General features: G+C 73.7%; 19 protein-coding genes. 9 read left to right on the top strand and 10 right to left on the bottom strand.

What is annotated here, in order from left to right; genetic code table 11:
* Positions 1 to 16: 16 nt before the first annotated feature.
* A complete protein-coding gene (locus MVA48_RS12490) occupies positions 17 to 784 on the bottom strand; it encodes an endonuclease/exonuclease/phosphatase family protein (RefSeq protein ID WP_246980791.1) in 768 nt (255 codons plus the stop codon).
* A 78-nt stretch (positions 785 to 862) separates the two neighbouring features.
* On the opposite strand from MVA48_RS12490, the gene MVA48_RS12485 reads away from it, so the two are divergent.
* Positions 863 to 1,429 carry a nucleotidyltransferase family protein gene (locus MVA48_RS12485; RefSeq protein WP_246980789.1) on the top strand — a complete coding sequence of 189 codons (567 nt, stop codon included), beginning with the start codon at positions 863 to 865 and terminating at the stop codon, positions 1,427 to 1,429.
* Here the strand turns inward: MVA48_RS12485 and MVA48_RS12480 are convergent.
* Positions 1,416 to 1,733 (bottom strand): DUF202 domain-containing protein, encoded by a 318-nt coding sequence (locus tag MVA48_RS12480; RefSeq protein ID WP_246980787.1) that lies wholly within the window; start codon positions 1,731 to 1,733, stop codon positions 1,416 to 1,418. The genes MVA48_RS12485 and MVA48_RS12480 overlap by 14 nt on opposite strands.
* Positions 1,730 to 2,089, bottom strand: coding sequence for a YidH family protein (locus MVA48_RS12475; RefSeq protein ID WP_246980785.1), 360 nt, complete (start codon positions 2,087 to 2,089; stop codon positions 1,730 to 1,732). Before MVA48_RS12475 ends, MVA48_RS12480 begins: the two co-directional genes overlap by 4 nt.
* 134 nt (positions 2,090 to 2,223) lie before the next feature.
* Here MVA48_RS12475 and MVA48_RS24500 point away from each other — a divergent pair, with 134 nt between their 5' ends.
* Positions 2,224 to 2,619, top strand: coding sequence for a cold-shock protein (locus MVA48_RS24500; RefSeq protein WP_441300188.1), 396 nt, complete (start codon positions 2,224 to 2,226; stop codon positions 2,617 to 2,619).
* A gap of 1 nt (position 2,620) precedes the next feature.
* On the opposite strand, the gene MVA48_RS12465 is transcribed toward MVA48_RS24500, so the two are convergent.
* Both MVA48_RS12465 and MVA48_RS12460 read right to left on the bottom strand, forming a co-directional pair.
* Complete coding sequence (locus tag MVA48_RS12465) at positions 2,621 to 3,082, bottom strand: DUF2771 family protein (RefSeq protein WP_246980783.1); 462 nt, start codon at positions 3,080 to 3,082, stop codon at positions 2,621 to 2,623.
* Complete coding sequence (locus MVA48_RS12460; RefSeq protein WP_246980781.1) at positions 3,073 to 4,533, bottom strand: MFS transporter; 1,461 nt, start codon at positions 4,531 to 4,533, stop codon at positions 3,073 to 3,075. Before MVA48_RS12460 ends, MVA48_RS12465 begins: the two co-directional genes overlap by 10 nt.
* 164 nt (positions 4,534 to 4,697) lie before the next feature.
* On the opposite strand from MVA48_RS12460, the gene MVA48_RS12455 reads away from it, so the two are divergent.
* A complete protein-coding gene (locus MVA48_RS12455; protein ID WP_246980779.1) occupies positions 4,698 to 5,501 on the top strand; it encodes a DUF3027 domain-containing protein in 804 nt (267 codons plus the stop codon).
* Here MVA48_RS12455 and MVA48_RS12450 read toward each other — a convergent pair.
* Complete coding sequence (locus MVA48_RS12450) at positions 5,437 to 5,775, bottom strand: DUF2530 domain-containing protein (protein WP_256461065.1); 339 nt, start codon at positions 5,773 to 5,775, stop codon at positions 5,437 to 5,439. The genes MVA48_RS12455 and MVA48_RS12450 overlap by 65 nt on opposite strands.
* A gap of 150 nt (positions 5,776 to 5,925) precedes the next feature.
* On the opposite strand from MVA48_RS12450, the gene MVA48_RS12445 reads away from it, so the two are divergent.
* The 5 genes from MVA48_RS12445 to thpR all read left to right on the top strand — a co-directional run bounded on the left by MVA48_RS12445 (position 5,926) and on the right by thpR (position 10,491).
* Positions 5,926 to 7,509, top strand: coding sequence for an NCS2 family permease (locus MVA48_RS12445; RefSeq protein WP_246980777.1), 1,584 nt, complete (start codon positions 5,926 to 5,928; stop codon positions 7,507 to 7,509).
* 66 nt (positions 7,510 to 7,575) lie between these two features.
* The gene (locus MVA48_RS12440; RefSeq protein WP_246980775.1) at positions 7,576 to 8,010 is read left to right on the top strand and encodes a MarR family winged helix-turn-helix transcriptional regulator; all 435 of its coding nucleotides are present in this window, start codon (positions 7,576 to 7,578) and stop codon (positions 8,008 to 8,010) included.
* Positions 8,007 to 9,383 (top strand): MFS transporter, encoded by a 1,377-nt coding sequence (locus MVA48_RS12435; RefSeq protein WP_246980773.1) that lies wholly within the window; start codon positions 8,007 to 8,009, stop codon positions 9,381 to 9,383. The genes MVA48_RS12440 and MVA48_RS12435 overlap by 4 nt, the downstream gene beginning before the upstream one ends.
* 86 nt (positions 9,384 to 9,469) lie before the next feature.
* Positions 9,470 to 9,919 (top strand): hypothetical protein, encoded by a 450-nt coding sequence (locus MVA48_RS12430; protein ID WP_246989364.1) that lies wholly within the window; start codon positions 9,470 to 9,472, stop codon positions 9,917 to 9,919.
* A complete protein-coding gene (thpR, locus tag MVA48_RS12425; protein WP_246989213.1) occupies positions 9,916 to 10,491 on the top strand; it encodes an RNA 2',3'-cyclic phosphodiesterase in 576 nt (191 codons plus the stop codon). The genes MVA48_RS12430 and thpR overlap by 4 nt, the downstream gene beginning before the upstream one ends.
* Here thpR and MVA48_RS12420 read toward each other — a convergent pair.
* On the bottom strand, positions 10,472 to 11,440 hold the full coding sequence (locus MVA48_RS12420) for an aldo/keto reductase (RefSeq protein ID WP_246980771.1): 969 nt from the start codon (positions 11,438 to 11,440) through the stop codon (positions 10,472 to 10,474). The genes thpR and MVA48_RS12420 overlap by 20 nt on opposite strands.
* 27 nt (positions 11,441 to 11,467) lie before the next feature.
* On the opposite strand from MVA48_RS12420, the gene MVA48_RS12415 reads away from it, so the two are divergent.
* Positions 11,468 to 12,289 carry a thioesterase family protein gene (locus MVA48_RS12415; RefSeq protein WP_246980769.1) on the top strand — a complete coding sequence of 274 codons (822 nt, stop codon included), beginning with the start codon at positions 11,468 to 11,470 and terminating at the stop codon, positions 12,287 to 12,289.
* Between the two features lies 1 nt (position 12,290).
* Here MVA48_RS12415 and MVA48_RS12410 read toward each other — a convergent pair whose 3' ends face one another.
* The 3 genes from MVA48_RS12410 to MVA48_RS12400 form a co-directional block, all read right to left on the bottom strand.
* Positions 12,291 to 12,845, bottom strand: coding sequence for a TetR/AcrR family transcriptional regulator (locus MVA48_RS12410; RefSeq protein ID WP_246980767.1), 555 nt, complete (start codon positions 12,843 to 12,845; stop codon positions 12,291 to 12,293).
* Between the two features lie 74 nt (positions 12,846 to 12,919).
* Entirely contained in the window at positions 12,920 to 13,720 is an 801-nt protein-coding gene (locus MVA48_RS12405; RefSeq protein ID WP_246980765.1) for an ABC transporter permease, read from the bottom strand.
* Positions 13,717 to 14,436, bottom strand: coding sequence for an ABC transporter ATP-binding protein (locus MVA48_RS12400; RefSeq protein WP_246980763.1), 720 nt, complete (start codon positions 14,434 to 14,436; stop codon positions 13,717 to 13,719). Before MVA48_RS12400 ends, MVA48_RS12405 begins: the two co-directional genes overlap by 4 nt.
* Between the last annotated feature and the right edge of the window lie 85 nt (positions 14,437 to 14,521).

Genomic DNA, 14,521 nt, shown 5'->3' with positions numbered 1-14,521 from the left:
GACCGGTCGCTGCAGCTCAGGCCGGTCCGCAGGGCACGACGAGCGCGCGGTGGTCCGACAGCGGCATCCGCAGCGCCTCCGCCGGGCCGGTGGCCTCCAGCGCTCCCCGGACCAGCACGTGGTCGAGCTGCCGGCGCGGCTGGTCGAAGGGGAAGGTGGGCGCCGTGGCGACCGGCCGCAGCCCGCTGACACGGGAGGCCTGGCGCTGCTCCATGTTGAGGTCGCCGATCAGGGCCAGCGGTTCGCGGGTGCCGGTGAGCGACCGCACCAGCCGGCTCAACTGCAGCGCGCTCCACCCCGGCACGAAGGACAGGTGGGTGTTGCACACGGTCATCTCGCCGAACGGGCCGTCCAGGACGGCGGCGACCGCGACCCGCGGCTCGTCGCTCACCCACACCGGCTTGCGGGAGCCCTTGAACCACATCGGCACGCTCGCCCGCAGCGCCGGCAGCCGGACCACGCGCCACGAGACGACCGGGTAGCGGCAGATCAGCGCGATCCCGTAGGTCGCCGAACCCGGCTGCTCGTCACCGGTGGCGGCCATCCACGTGCCGCCGGGGGTGCCTGCCAGCGCCGCCACGAACTGGTGCTCCCCGGCGCCCATCGCCTCGGCGGCGACGGCCGTGAGGTCGGCGTTCATCGACCGCGGCTGGTCGCGGTCGACCTCCTGCAGACCGAGGACGTCGGCGTCGAGGCTCTTCACCGCGGCGGCGAGCCGGTCGACGTCCACCTCCCCGTCGTCCATCGACCGCCCGTGCAGGATGTTGAAGGTCGCGATGCGCACGTCTGCCCCTGTGCCCGCCCGCGGCCGCTTCTACCGCCCGTGTGCGTGCAACCGGCGGCGGCGGGTAGCAGCACCCGCGTGCAGCCAGACGACCGCGACGAGATCCGCGACCTCCTCAAGCGCACCGCCGTCGCCCTGAAGCAGGGAGAGGTGCCCTTCGCGCTGTGCGGCGGCTATGCCGCCTGGGTGCGCGGCGCCCCGGAGCCCGACCACGACGCCGACTTCCTCGTGCCCGCGGCGGAGGCGGAGCGGGCCGCCAAGGTGCTGGCCGAGGCGGGGCTCGACGTGCAGGAGCCGGCGGAGGACTGGCTGACCAAGGTCGTCTCCGGGGCGTCGTTCGTCGACGTCCTCTGGCGGGCCTGCGGGCACCCCGTCGAGACCGACCTGATCGAGCGCGCCGAGCAGCTGCCGGTCCTCTCGGTGCACATGCCCGTGCTGCGGGCGACCGACATCCTCGTCACCAAGCTGATGACGCTGGACGAGCACTACTGCGACTTCTCCCGGATGCTGCCCGTGGCCCGGGCGCTGCGGGAGCAGGTCGACTGGGCCGAGGTCCGTCGATCGGTGGAGGGCAATCCGTTCGCCGAGGTGTTCCTGGTGCTGCTCGACCGGCTCGAGGTCGTGCCGGAGGTCAGCCCGGCGTGAGGATCGCGGCCGCCGCCACCACGGCCGTCAGCACGACCAGTCCGGTCAGCACACCGAGCGCGCGCGGGGCGACGACCCGGGCGCCGGCCGCCACCCCGCGGGTGAGCCGTCGGTAGCGGACCGGTGCCAGTCCGCCGAGGACGGCCAGGCCCGCCAGCGCGACGACGCCGGCGGCCACGAGGAACACCGCCCGGTCGCTGATCAGCGCCCGGTGCGCGAGCAGGCCGGCGGCACCCAGGATCCCCAGCCCGGTCCGCTGCCAGGCCAGGTCGGTCCGTTCCGGGGCGACCCCCTGGTCGGTCACCGGCCGAGCACCTCCACCCCGACCAGGACGGCGACGACCACGACGACCGCGGCGACCGCGGCCGTCATCGCCGGCACCAGGGGACTCCCCGGCAGCGGCCGACCGCCGGCGATCGCGGCCTCGTTCGCGCGCCACCGGCGGTGACCGGCGAGGGCGGCGAACAGGCCGGCGAGGACGAGTCCGAGGGCGACCGCACCGCTTCCCCAGCGCACGCCGAGATCCGGCGCGTAGGTGGCCACCGCCACTCCACCGGCGACGAGGGCCAGCCCGGTGCGCAGCCAGGCCAGCAGCGTCCGCTCGTTGGCCAGGGTGAATCGGTAGTCGGGATGACCGGAATCCTGCGGAGGCTGTGCCACCCGGCCAGGCTAGGGCGCCCAGGAATGCGCGGGCCCGCGCGCCGGGACGGCAGCTAACCTGTCGTCGAGCGGCGCGCGGCGCCGTCGTCCTCCCGGCCCCGTGCCGGACCCGGCAGCGAGCAAGAGGGATCAACGTGCCCACCGGCAAGGTCAAGTGGTTCAACCCGGAGAAGGGTTTCGGCTTCCTCGCGCGCGAGGACGGACCTGACGTCTTCGTGCACAAGGACGCCCTCCCCTCGGGGACGAGCGAGCTCAAGCCCGGGCAGCGCGTGGAGTTCGGGATCGTCGCCGGCCGCCGTGGCGACCAGGCGCTGCAGGTGCGCGTCCTCGACCCGCTGCCGTCGGTGTCGGCGGCGCACGCCGCGGCGACCCGGAAGAAGCCCGACGAGCTCGTGCCGATCATCGAGGACCTGATCAAGCTCCTCGACGACGTCGGCGAGGGGCTGCGCCGCGGCCGGCACCCGGACCGGGCCGAGTCGCGCAAGGTCGCCGCGGTACTGCGCGCGGTCGCCGCCGACCTCGAGGCCTGATTCACCCGCCGGCGCGGATGAAGCCGATCGGCCAGGCTCCCGAGAACTCGCCGCAGTCGCCGCCCTTGTCCTCGACCACCACGAGGTAGAAGGCCGGCGGGACGACGTCGTCGGAGGTGATCTCGTCGTAGGTCGTCGTCCCCGCGGCGACGTCGACCGCTCCGAGCTGCTCCTCGAGCTCGTCGTCGAAGACCTGCACGCTCCAGCCGCGGTCGGCGACGGCGTCGGGCACGGTGAGCGAGATCGTCGCGCCGGGGGACACCTCGAGGATCGGTGGCGTCGTGTCGTAGCGCTGCCCCTCGCCGTCCAGGCAGTACTGGGTCGGGCGCACGCTGAGGTCCTGCGCGCCGACCTCGACGCCGACCTCACCGGGCCCCGTCTCGCCGCGTCCGCACCCGGCGACCAGCACCAGCAGGGTGGCGGTGGCGGTGGCGGTGGCGGTGGCGGCCCTGCCTACGACCACTGCTGCCCCACCGGCTCCGTCGGCGCATCGGGGGAGACGGCCACCGGCGGCCGCGGTGCGCGGCGCCCCCGGTAGAGGCTCCACACGATCAGGCCGACGGCGAGGACGAGCAGCGCCGCGGCGACCGTGAAGCCGAGCCAGCCGGTGGGCGGCAGCGCGATGCCGAAGGCTCCACCGACGACCCAGGAGAGCTGGAGCACGGTCTCGGAGCGGGCGAAGGCCGAGGCGCGCATGGTCTCGGGCACCTCGCGCTGGATGATCGCGTCCAGTGCCACCTTGCCCAGCGCGTTGGTGACGGCCGCGACGCCGGCGACCGCCGCGGCCATGGCGAAGCTGTAGAAGAACGCCGCGAGCACCGTGACGGCGGCCGCGCCCGCCGCCGAGATCAGCACGACCCGGTCGGGGTCGGCGTGGTGCATCCGGGAGCCGATCGCGGTGCCGGTGAAGCTGCCCACCCCCGCGGCCGCCGCCACCGCGCCCAGCGCCAGCGTGGCCGGCCAGCCGCCGTCGAAGGTGGCCTGGACGAGGAAGGCGGAGAAGATCGTCAGGAAGCCGCCCAGGCCACGCAGCGCCGCGTTGGCCCGCAGGGCCAGGACGACGTGCGGGCTCACCCGGCGGCGGCCGAGGGATGGGACCGGCGCCGTCGTGAGGACGTCGGCCGGCTGCTCGCCGGTCGGGACGTCGACGTGCCGGGGCAACCGGATGGCGAGTCCAGCCGCGACCAGGAACACGGCCGCGGTGGCGCCGAGCTCCCAGTCGAAGCCCAGGACGGCGGCGATGCCTGCCCCGAGGCCACCTGCCACGGCCGCGGTCACGAGACCGAACACGGAGAGCCGGGCGTTGGCCGAGGTCAGGGACATGGCCGCGGGCAGCACGCGCGGGACGACCGCGGCACGCAGCACGTTGTGCGACTTCGACAGCACGAGGACACCGAGGGCGGCCGGGTACAGCCAGAAGCTGTCGAAGTGGGACAGCATGACCAGCGCCAGGACCGCCCGGCCGACGTGGCTGGCGGCCATGGCCCACCGGCGTCCGCGCTGCAGCCGGTCCAGCGCCGGCCCGATGATCGGCGCCAGGACGGCGAAGGGCGCCATCGTGACCAGCAGGTACAGCGCCACGTTGCTGCGCTGGGCGTCGGTCGTCGCGGCGAAGAACAACGTGCCGGCGAGGGAGACCGCGATCATGGCGTCGCCGGCCATGTGGAGGGCGTTGACCCAGAGCAGCTGGGCCAGCCCGCTCTCCTCGGCGCCGTCGGCCCGGCTGGCCTCCCGGACGCGACGGGCCGCCGCCGCGGTGAGCTCGCGCGAGCGGGCCGCGGCGACCCGGGTGACGGTGATCTTCCGCGGCCCCACGGCGGCGGGCGACGGCTCGGGGATCACGGTGGTGGGCCGGTCGTCGGGCGGCGGATGGCTGGTCGACGGAGGCAGGGCGCTCGCCGACGGGACAGGCATGCCGAACGGTGGGGTGTCCTGGCGATCGGGCCGCGGCGCGGTGGAGCGTCCCGTCAGGCGCGCGCGCCGGCGAGCACCGGGCGGGCGACGCGAGACGGACACGGGTCCATGGTGCCGCACGGAGCTGTGCGGGCGACCCGTCGGCCGGATGGGACACTGGCGGGGTGACCGAGTCCTCCGCTGCTCCCGCGACCGCCGACGGCCTCGCCGGTGCGGTCGACCTGGCCCGTGCCGCCGCCGTCGAGACGGCGGGTGACCCCGCGGTCGTCGGCGAGCACCTCGGGACGACGTCCGAGCCGGTGGACCCCGAGACCGAGGGGGTGCCGGCCGACGTGCTCGGCGAGGTGCTGACCCACACGTTCGCCAGCCGCCTGCCCGGCTACGTCGGCTGGCACTGGGCGGTCACCGTCGCGCGCATCCCCGGCGAGTCCGAGGTGACCGTGGACGAGGTCGTGCTGCTGCCGGGCGACTCGGCCCTGCTGGCGCCGGCCTGGGTGCCGTGGCACGAGCGGTTGCGGCCCGGTGACCTGTCGGTCGGCGACGTGCTGCCCTCGACCGAGGACGACCCGCGTCTCGTGCCGGCGTACGCGGTGGACGACGACTCCGCCGACGACCCCGAGGGCAGCGTGGTCGCCTTCGAGCTCGGGTCGGGCCGCGAGCGGGTCATGTCCGCCGACGGTCGCCGCGAGGCGGTCGGTCGATGGTCGGCCGGTGAGTTCGGGCCCGGCTCCTCGATGGCCCGCCACGCGCCCGGCCCGTGCGGTACCTGCGGTTTCTGGCTGCCGCTGGCCGGCTCGCTCCGCTCGACGCTCGGTGCCTGCGGCAACGCCTACGCACCGGCCGACGGGCGCGTGGTGACGGCCGACTACGGCTGCGGTGCGCACAGCCAGGCGACGCTGGTGCTCACCGAGCCGACCGAGGTGGTCCTGACCGCGCGGTACGACACCGGCGGGTTCGACGTCCTCTAGTCGTCGCTGGATCGGCCCCTCCGCAGGGTCCCGTCGCGAGCGTGCGAGCGGCGGGGGAGGGGTCCTTCAACTGCCCCTGCAGCTTCATGATCCACAGGCCCAGGAAGCCGAGCCCGATCGCGGCGACGCAGGTCCAGGTCCACATCCGGTCGACGCGGTCGCCGAGCACGAGCAGCACCACGAGCGCCACCGCCCACAGGGCGATCCCGGCGATGACGACCCGGGACGTGTCGACCTCCAGCGGTGGCGGGGCATGCTTCGTCGGTCCGTGCACGGGGCGAGCGTAGGTCTCAGCTCGATCACTTGGGCACACCCGGGGCCGCAGGTGTGGCACGCTGTCGCCGCTCGTCGTCCGCCGTTGTGCGGGCCGGTGCGCCCTGGGCGCGTCCGGCCCGCGGAGCGGCCCGTCGTCCCGGGAGTCCGCATGGCCCAGAAGTCTCGTCCGTCCAAGGGGGCCCGCGCGGCCGGTGCGGCCACCGGCAGGGCGGCCCCCGTCGCCGACGAGGGGACACCGGCCGACGTGCTCGGAGGAGCCGAGCCCGTGCGCCGCAGCGCCGGTCCGCAGGTGCGCCCCAAGAACGGGCTGGACCGGTACTTCGAGATCAGCGCTCGGCGGTCGACCGTCAGCCGCGAGGTGCGCGGCGGCCTGACGACGTTCTTCACGATGGCCTACATCGTGCTGCTCAACCCGATCATCCTGACCAGCATCCCGGGGCTCGAAGGCGTGCCCGGAGCCGACGTCAGCGGCACGGTGCTGTCCTTCGGGTCGATCGCGGCGGTCACGGCGCTGCTCGCGGGCGTCCTGACCATCGCCATGGGCGTCATCGGCCGCTACCCCTTCGCGGTCGCCGCCGGCCTCGGCATCAACGCCATCGTCGCGGTCTTCGCGGCCACCCAGCTCTCCTGGCCGGAGATCATGGGCCTGGTCGTGCTGGAGGGCCTGCTCATCACGGTCCTGGTGCTGACCGGCTTCCGGCGCGCGGTCTTCGAGGCCATCCCGCCGCAGCTGAAGACGGCGATCGCCGTCGGCATCGGCCTCTTCCTGACCATCATCGGGCTCGTGGACGCCGGGATCATCCGGCCGGGCAACCCGCTGATCAGCTTCGGCGACGGCGGTCAGCTCGCCGGCTGGCCGATGCTCACCTTCGTCGTCGGTCTGCTGCTCATGGCCGTGCTGGTGGTGCGCAAGGTCCGCGGCGGGCTGCTCATCGGCATCGTCGCCACGACGGTGCTCGCGATCGTCATCGAGGCGGTCGCCGAGGTCGGCCCGCGGATCTCCGGTGGCGAGGAGGTCAACCCGCGGGGCTGGGCGTTGCAGGTCCCCGCCCTGCCGGAGGACGTGGTGGCCACCCCCGATCTCTCCCTGCTCGGCAACTTCTCGCTGTTCGGCGGGTTCGAGCGGATCGGGATCCTGGCCGCGGTGCTCATCGTCTTCTCGCTGATGATCGCCGACTTCTTCGACACCGTCGGCACGGTCACCGCCGTCGGCGCCGAGGGAGGCATGCTCGACGAGAAGCGCAACCTGCCCAAGTCGCAGCCGGTCCTGCTCGTCGACTCGCTGGCCGCCGCGGCCGGGGGCGCGGGCAGCGTGTCGTCGAACACGACCTACATCGAGAGCGCGTCGGGCGTCGCCGACGGCGCCCGCACCGGCCTGGCCAGCGTCGTCACCGGCGTGCTCTTCCTGATCACGATGTTCCTCAGCCCGCTGGTGCTCGTGGTCCCCTCGGAGGCCGCCGCCCCGGCGCTGGTGATCGTCGGTGCGCTCATGATCAGCCAGGTCCGGCACCTGACGTGGGACGACCTCTCGCTGGTCATCCCGGCCTTCCTGGCCATGGCGCTGATGCCGTTCACCTTCTCGATCACCAACGGCATCGGCGCCGGTGTCATCAGCTTCGTGCTGCTGCGCCTGGCGGTTGGCCGGCGTCGCGACATCCACCCGCTGATGTGGATCATCGCGGCGATGTTCCTCGTCTACTTCGCGCTGGAGCCGTTGCAGCAGCTCCTGTAGCCCGCGGGGTCGGCCGGAGGCGCCGGTTCCCCAGCGGAGCCGTGTTGCTGAGTTAGGCTAAGCATCGTGGGCAGGACGACGCTGGACACCGCTGCGCTCGCCCACGACCTCCGGCTCGCCGTGATGCGCTTCTCGCGGCGGTTGCGCAACCAGCGCGTGGACACGTCGGTCACGCTCACCCACCTCGCGGCGCTGTCGACGCTGAAGCGGCACGGGCCGATGAGCCCGGGCGAGCTGGCCACCCACGAGCGCGTGCAGCCGCCGTCGATGACCCGGGTGGTGGTGGCGCTCGAGGGCATGGGCCTGGTGACCCGGACGCCGCACCCGACCGACGGCAGACAGGTGATCATCGACCTGACGCCGGCTGCCCGCGGGCTGCTCGACGCCGAGGCCCGGGCCCGCGAGGCCTGGCTCAGCGAGCGGCTGCAGGAACTGTCGGCCGAGGAACGGGCGGTGCTGCGGGAGGCCGCGGCGATCATCGACAAGCTGGCCAGTGGGTGACCTGGACGAGCACTGATCCCGGTGCGGAGCGGGACCTCGGCACGGGTCCCTTCCGGGCGTTGCGGGTGCGCAACTACCGGATGTACTCCTCGGCCAACCTGGTGTCGCTCACCGGGACGTGGATGCAGCGCATCGGCCAGGACTGGCTGGTGCTGCAGCTCTCCGGGGACAGCGGCGTGGCCCTGGGGCTCATCACCGCGCTCCAGTTCGGGCCGTCGCTGCTGCTGAGCATGTACGGCGGGGTGCTGGCCGACCGGTACGACAAGCGCCGCGTGCTCATGGTCACGCAGGCGCTCATGGGCCTGCTGGCCCTGCTGCTGGCGCTCCTGGTGGTCACCGACGCCGTCGCCCTGTGGCACGTGTTCGTGCTGGCCGGCGGCCTGGGCGCCGTGGCCGCCATCGACGCGCCCGTCCGGCAGGCGTTCGTGTCCGAGCTGGTGGGCCCGGCCTTGCTGGCCAACGCCGTCGGGCTGAACTCCTCGATCTTCAACGGCGCGCGGCTCGTCGGCCCGGCCCTGGCCGGGCTCCTCATCGGGGCGGCGTCGGGCGACACCGCGCCGGCGTTCTTCGTCAACGCGGCGAGCTTCGCCTTCACGATCGCCGCGCTCGCCGGCATGCGGGCCTCCGAGCTGCGCCGCAGCCCACCGGTCGCCCGCGCGCGAGGTCAGCTGCGCGAAGGACTCGCCTACACCTGGGCGCACCCCGATCTCGTGCTGGCCATGACGCTGGCCTTCGTCATCGGCACGTTCGGCTTCAACTACCAGGTGACGATCGCGCTCATGGCGCGCGAGCGCTTCGACCTCGGGGCCGAGGCGTTCGGTCTGCTCTCCACCTTCTTCGCGATCGGGTCGCTGAGCGGCGCGTTGCTGTCCACCCGCCGCAGCGTCCGGCCGCGGCAGCGCTTCCTGGTGGTATCCGCCGTCGTCTTCGGCGTCCTCACCGTGATCTCCGGCCTCATGCCGGGGTACGCGACCTTCGCCGCCCTGCTGGTGCCCACCGGCGCGGCCGCGCTGATCTTCAGCGTCGCCAACAACAGCTTCGTCCAGCTCGGCGTCGACCCGCAGATGCGCGGCCGGGTGATGGCGCTCTACTTCATGTGCTTCATGGGCGGGACGCCGGTGGGAGCGCCGCTGATCGGCTGGATCTCCGAGCACCTGGGGGCGCCCTGGGGGCTGATCCTGGGAGGGGCGGTCTGCGTGGTCGCGGGCGTCGTGGCCGCGGCCGTCCTGGCGCGCGGCCGCCGGGTGCGGCTCGAGGCCGGGTTCGCGCCGCCGCGGCTGCGCCTGCGGGTGGGTCCGCGGGTCGCAGCCGTGCCCACTCCGCACCTGCGCGCCGCCGAGGAGACGCTCGTCGGGCGGGCCTCGGGTGATTGATCACGGCTGTGCAACGACCACGTCGTCGTCCCGCGAACTCCGGAGTACCGTCGAGACAGTCCGCGGTCGGTACGGGAGGCGGCGAGATGCTGGTCGTCCAGATCCTGCTGGCATTCGCCATGTTCAGCGGCCTGCTGTTCCTCGTCGACCGCTGGGCGTCGCGCTGCACGGTCGAGGATTCGATCGCCGTCGCCGAACAGCGCAAGGCACGCCGCGCCGCCCGTCGGGCCGCGCGCGCCGTCCGGGCGCCGCTGCCGGCGGACCCGGACCTCTTCGTGGCCAAGCGCCCGATCCAGGTCGTGGCCGCCGACCTGCGCCGGCTCTCCCGCCAGCTCGCCCTGGTCCCCTCCGGCTCCACCCTCGTCCGCTGGAAGGCGCTCTGGGTGGCCTACGACGTCGTGCTGGCCGAGGCGGCGCAGATGCTGGAGGTCCAGTCGCACCTCGCCGAGCAGCCGCCCGCCGGCGTCGCGCGGGACGTCGAACGCGTCCGGCTGCTGGCGGCGCTGGAGAGCGCCGGCCTGGTGGTGCGGGGCTGAGCGGCGGCACCGCCCGGCTCTTCTTCGCCGTCGATCCGCCGGAGGCGGCCCGGACCCACCTCGGCCGCGCCGTCGCACCGCTGCGGGACGTGGCCGGCGCTCCGCGGTGGACGGCGCCCGACCGCTGGCACCTCACCTTGCTGTTCCTCGGCCGCGTGCCCCGCGACCTCGTGCAGCCGCTGGTCGAGGCCGCCGCGCCGGCCGTCGCCGCGGCCCCGGCGATGGTTCTGCGGCTGGCCGGCGGTGGGCGGTTCGGCTCGCTGCGTCGTCCCCAGGTGGCCTGGACCGGCCTGGACGGTGACGTGCAGCCGCTCGTGGAGCTGGCCGGCCGGCTGTCCACGGTGGCCCGTCGCCTCGGGCTGCCGGTCGAGGAACGGCCGTTCCGGCCGCATCTCACCCTCGGCCGCTGGCGGCCGGGAGCACCGGCCGACGGCAGCCTGACCGACCGGCTCGCGGCCTACCGCGGTCCGGACTGGCCGGTCACCGAGGTGCGGCTGTGGGAGAGCCACCTCGGCCCGAAGCCGACCTATGACGTGGTGGCCGCCTGGCCGCTCACCACGCGTACTCCATAGGCGCGGCACGGTAACCCGGGAAGATCTCGTCCAGCCGGTCCAGCGCCGCCGCATCGAGCTCCACGTCCAGGGCACGGAGGCCGCCCTCGAGCTGCTCCATCGTCCGCGGCCCGACGATCGGCGCGGTCACGGCCGGCTGGTGCAGCAGCCACGCCACCCCCACGTCCGCCGGCGCATGACCCAGCTCGCGGCAGAAGCCCTCGTACTGCTCGAGTGCCGGACGGTGCTTCTCCACCCGCTTCTGCGTCCGCTCGTCGTTGCGCCGTCCACCGTCGGTCTGCTCCAGGACGCCGGCCAGCAGCCCTCCGGCCAGCGGGCTCCACGGGATGATGCCGACGCCGTAGTGCGCAGCGGCGGGCAGCACCTCGAGCTCCACGTGCCGGGTGAGCAGGTTGTAGTGGGACTGCTCGCTGACCAGGCCCTGGAAGTTGCGGCGCGCCGCGGCCTCGTTGGCGGCGGCGATCTGCCAGGCGGCGTGGTTCGAGGAGCCGATGTAGAGCACCTTGCCCTGGGCGACGAGGGTCTCGCAGGCCTGCCAGATCTCCTCCCACGGCGTGCGCAGGTCGACGTGGTGGAACTGGTAGAGGTCGATCCAGTCGGTTCGCATCCGGCGCAGCGACGCCTCGCAGGCCCGCACGATGTTGCGCGCGGAGAGGAAGGTGTCGTTCGGCCAGTCCGACATGCCGCCGTACACCTTGGTGGCGAGCACGACCTTGCCGCGCCGTTCGCCGCCCTGGCCGAACCAGGTGCCCAGCACCTCCTCGGTGCGCCCCTTGCCGGCGTCGAAGCCGTAGACGTTGGCGGTGTCGAAGAAGTTCACGCCCTCGGTGAGGGCGCGGTCCATGATCTCGTGGCTGTCGCCCTCCTCGGTCTTCCAGCCGAAGTTCATGGTGCCCAGGCACAGGCGGGAGACCGACAGGCCGCTGCGGCCGAGGTGCGTGTAGTCCATGGGAACGACCCTGGCACCCTGGCGCCCGTGCCGCAGGACGATGACGTGACCGCGTTCGACGCCGCCACCGCCGTCGAGCGGGCCGAGGGCGGCGGCCTGGTCACCCGGCTCGACCCGGGGTGGGACGTCGGCGGCGGGATCCTCAACGGCGGCTACCTGCTGTCGGTCGCCGGGCGGGCGGCGGTGCTCGAGAGCCCGCACGACCACCCCGTCGCGGTGTCGGCCAGTTACCTCCGCGCCCCGGCGGCGGGGCCGGCGTCGCTGAGCGTCGTCCCGGGCACGGCGGGCCGCACGCTGGCGCACTCCATGGTGACGCTCTCCGACGCCGGCGGCCCGGCTCTGGTCGTCCAGGCCACGACGGCGACCTTGACGGGGGAGCCGTCGGACTACGCGGAGCCCATGCCCGACGTGCCGCCGGTCGAGGAGTGCTTCTCCGTGGCCGAGCACCGTCATCTCGCGCCTCCTGGCGTGCACGTGCCCGGCCTGTCGCTGAAGGTCGACACCCGCCTGGACGTCGCCACGGCCGGCTGGGCGTTCGGGCAGCCGTCGGGTGAACCGGTCCTGCGGGCCTGGATGCGCTTCGCCGACGGCCGGGAGCCCGATCCGCTGGCGCTGCTCACCTTCGCCGACGCGCTGCCGCCGACCAGCTTCGCGATGGGCAACACGGGCTGGGCGCCGACGGTGCAGCTGCAGGTGCTGGTGCGGGCGCTGCCGGCGCCCGGCTGGTGCTTCGTGGAGGCGCGGTCCAGCCAGATCGCGGGCGGTTGGGTCGACGAGGACTACCGGATCTGGGACTCCACGGGGCGTCTGGTCGCGCAGAGCCGCCAGCTGGCCCGCGCGCCCCGCTGAGTCACCGGCGGGGCAGCTCGATGTCGCCGGTCAGGTAGTGCTGGACGTTCGGCCCGATCGCGGCCACCAGGGAGTTCGGGGTGGCCGACGCGAGCGGCTCGAGCTTCAGCACGTAGCGCGTCACGACCAGGCCGACCAGCTGGGAGGCGGCCAGCGCGCCGCGGACCTCGCGCTCGCGGACCGGCGCGTCGAGGGTGCCGACGACGCGGCGCAGCACCTGGCTGACGAGGAACTCGCGCAGCAGCTTCGCCGTCCACTCGTGGCTGATGGCCGACCGGACGAGCGCGAGCGCGGCCGGCTGCATCGGGCCGTCCCAGACGCGCAGCAGCATCCGCACGACGTTCTCGCCCAGGTTCTCCCGGCCACCGGCCAGCACCTCCGGCAGGAAGTCGGCCGGATTCGCCGGGGCCTGGATCGCGGCCAGGAAGAGCTGGTCCTTGCTGCCGAAGTAGTGGTGGACCAGCGCGGGGTCGACGCCGGCGGCGGACGCGATGCCGCGGATCGTCGCGCCGTCGAACCCTCGCTCGGCGAACTGCGCCCGGGCAGCGGTCAGCACGGCGTCCCGGGTGTCGGGGTTCCCGGGGCGCCGTCCGGACCGTCGAGCCGGTCGAGCCTTGTCGGGCAGGGAGCTCAGCTGGTCCTCCTCCGCAGGGTTGCCGCCGCCAGGGCCAGGGCGAGCAGGGCGGCGCCGGCGACGATGCCGACGTCGGTCCACATCCTGCCCGTCGCCTCGGTCGAGCGTCCCACCTCCTGCAGGGCCTCCACGGCGTAGGTCAGCGGCAGCACGTCGCTGATCGCCTGCAGCCAGCCGGCCATCTGCTCGCGCGGCACGAGCAGCCCGCACAGGAAGAACTGTGGCAGCACGATCACCGGCATGAACTGCACCGCCTGGAACTCGCTGCGGGCGAACGCGCTGGCCAGCAGGCCGAGCGCCACCCCGAGGACGGCGTCGACGACCGCGATGAGCACGACGAGCCAGACCGGTCCGGCGACGTCGAGGTCGTACAGCGTGGTCGCGACCGTCACCGTCACGGCGGCCTGCAGCGCCGCCATCAGCCCGAAGGCCAGCCCGTAGCCCAGCAGCAGGTCGAGCCGGGCAAGGGGAGTGGTGAGCAGCCGCTCGAGCGTCCCGGACGTGCGCTCGCGGAGCATGGCGATGCTGGTCACGAGGAACATGACGACGAAGGGGAAGATCCCCAGCATGGTCAGGCCCACCCGGTCGAAGGTGCTCGGCTGGCCGGGCAGCGTCGGCAGGTCCTTCCAGAGCAGGTAGAGCAGGCCGAGCAGCAGGGTGGGCAGCACCAGCATCATGGCGATGGTGCGGTGGTCGTGCCGCAGTTGGCGGAGCACCCGGCCGGCGGTGGCCCCGGTGAGCCGGGGGCTGAGGTGACGGCGCTGTGTGCCGGGCTTGTCGAGGGTCGGGGCGGTCATGCCGCCACCTCCTGACGTGCACGGACCAGGTTGAGGAAGGCCTCTTCCAGGTCGTCGGACCGGCCGTCGATGCGCAGCTGGGCCGGCGTGGAGTCGGCGATCAGTTCGCCGTCGCGGAGGAGCAGCAGCCGGTCGCAGCGGCCGGCCTCGTCCATGACATGGCTGGAGACGATCAGCGTCGTCCCGGCTCTCGCCAGCGCGTGGAACCTCTCCCACAGCTCGACGCGGAGCACCGGGTCCAGGCCCACCGTGGGCTCGTCGAGCACGAGGACCTCGGGGCTGCCCACCAGTGCGCATGCCAGCGAGGCGCGACCCATCTGGCCGCCGGAGAGGTCGCGGACCAGCTGGCCGGCCGCCTCGGTCAGGCCCACGTCGGCGATGGCCGCGTCGGCCTCCCGCGCGCCCATGCCGTGGAGCGAGGCGAAGTACCGGGCGTTCTCCCGCACGGTGAGGTCCGGGTACACGCTCGGCGCCTGGGTGACGTAGCCGACGCGGGACCGCAGGCCCGCGGAGCCGGCCGGCTCGCCCAGCACGGTCACCTCGCCGGAGCGGACCACCTGCACGCCCACGATCGCGCGCATCAGCGTCGTCTTGCCGCTGCCGCTGGGCCCGAGCAGCCCCGTCACCTGGCCCTCGGCGACGGTGAAGCTCAGGCCGGGCAGGACACGGCGGCGGCCGCGGTCGACGACGAGATCTCGAACGGTGACGGCGTCCATGACGCACCCTCCCGGAACTCAACAACCGATGAACTCAACGCTAGATGAGTTCGTGCGAAGACGTCAACGGGTCACTGCGACGATC

Origin of the sequence: Blastococcus sp. PRF04-17 (assembly GCF_023016265.1) — a bacterium.
GTDB lineage: Bacteria > Actinomycetota > Actinomycetes > Mycobacteriales > Geodermatophilaceae > Blastococcus_B.
The sequence above is the reverse complement of the archived record's forward strand: the minus strand, read 5'-3'. Positions and strand labels throughout refer to the sequence as shown.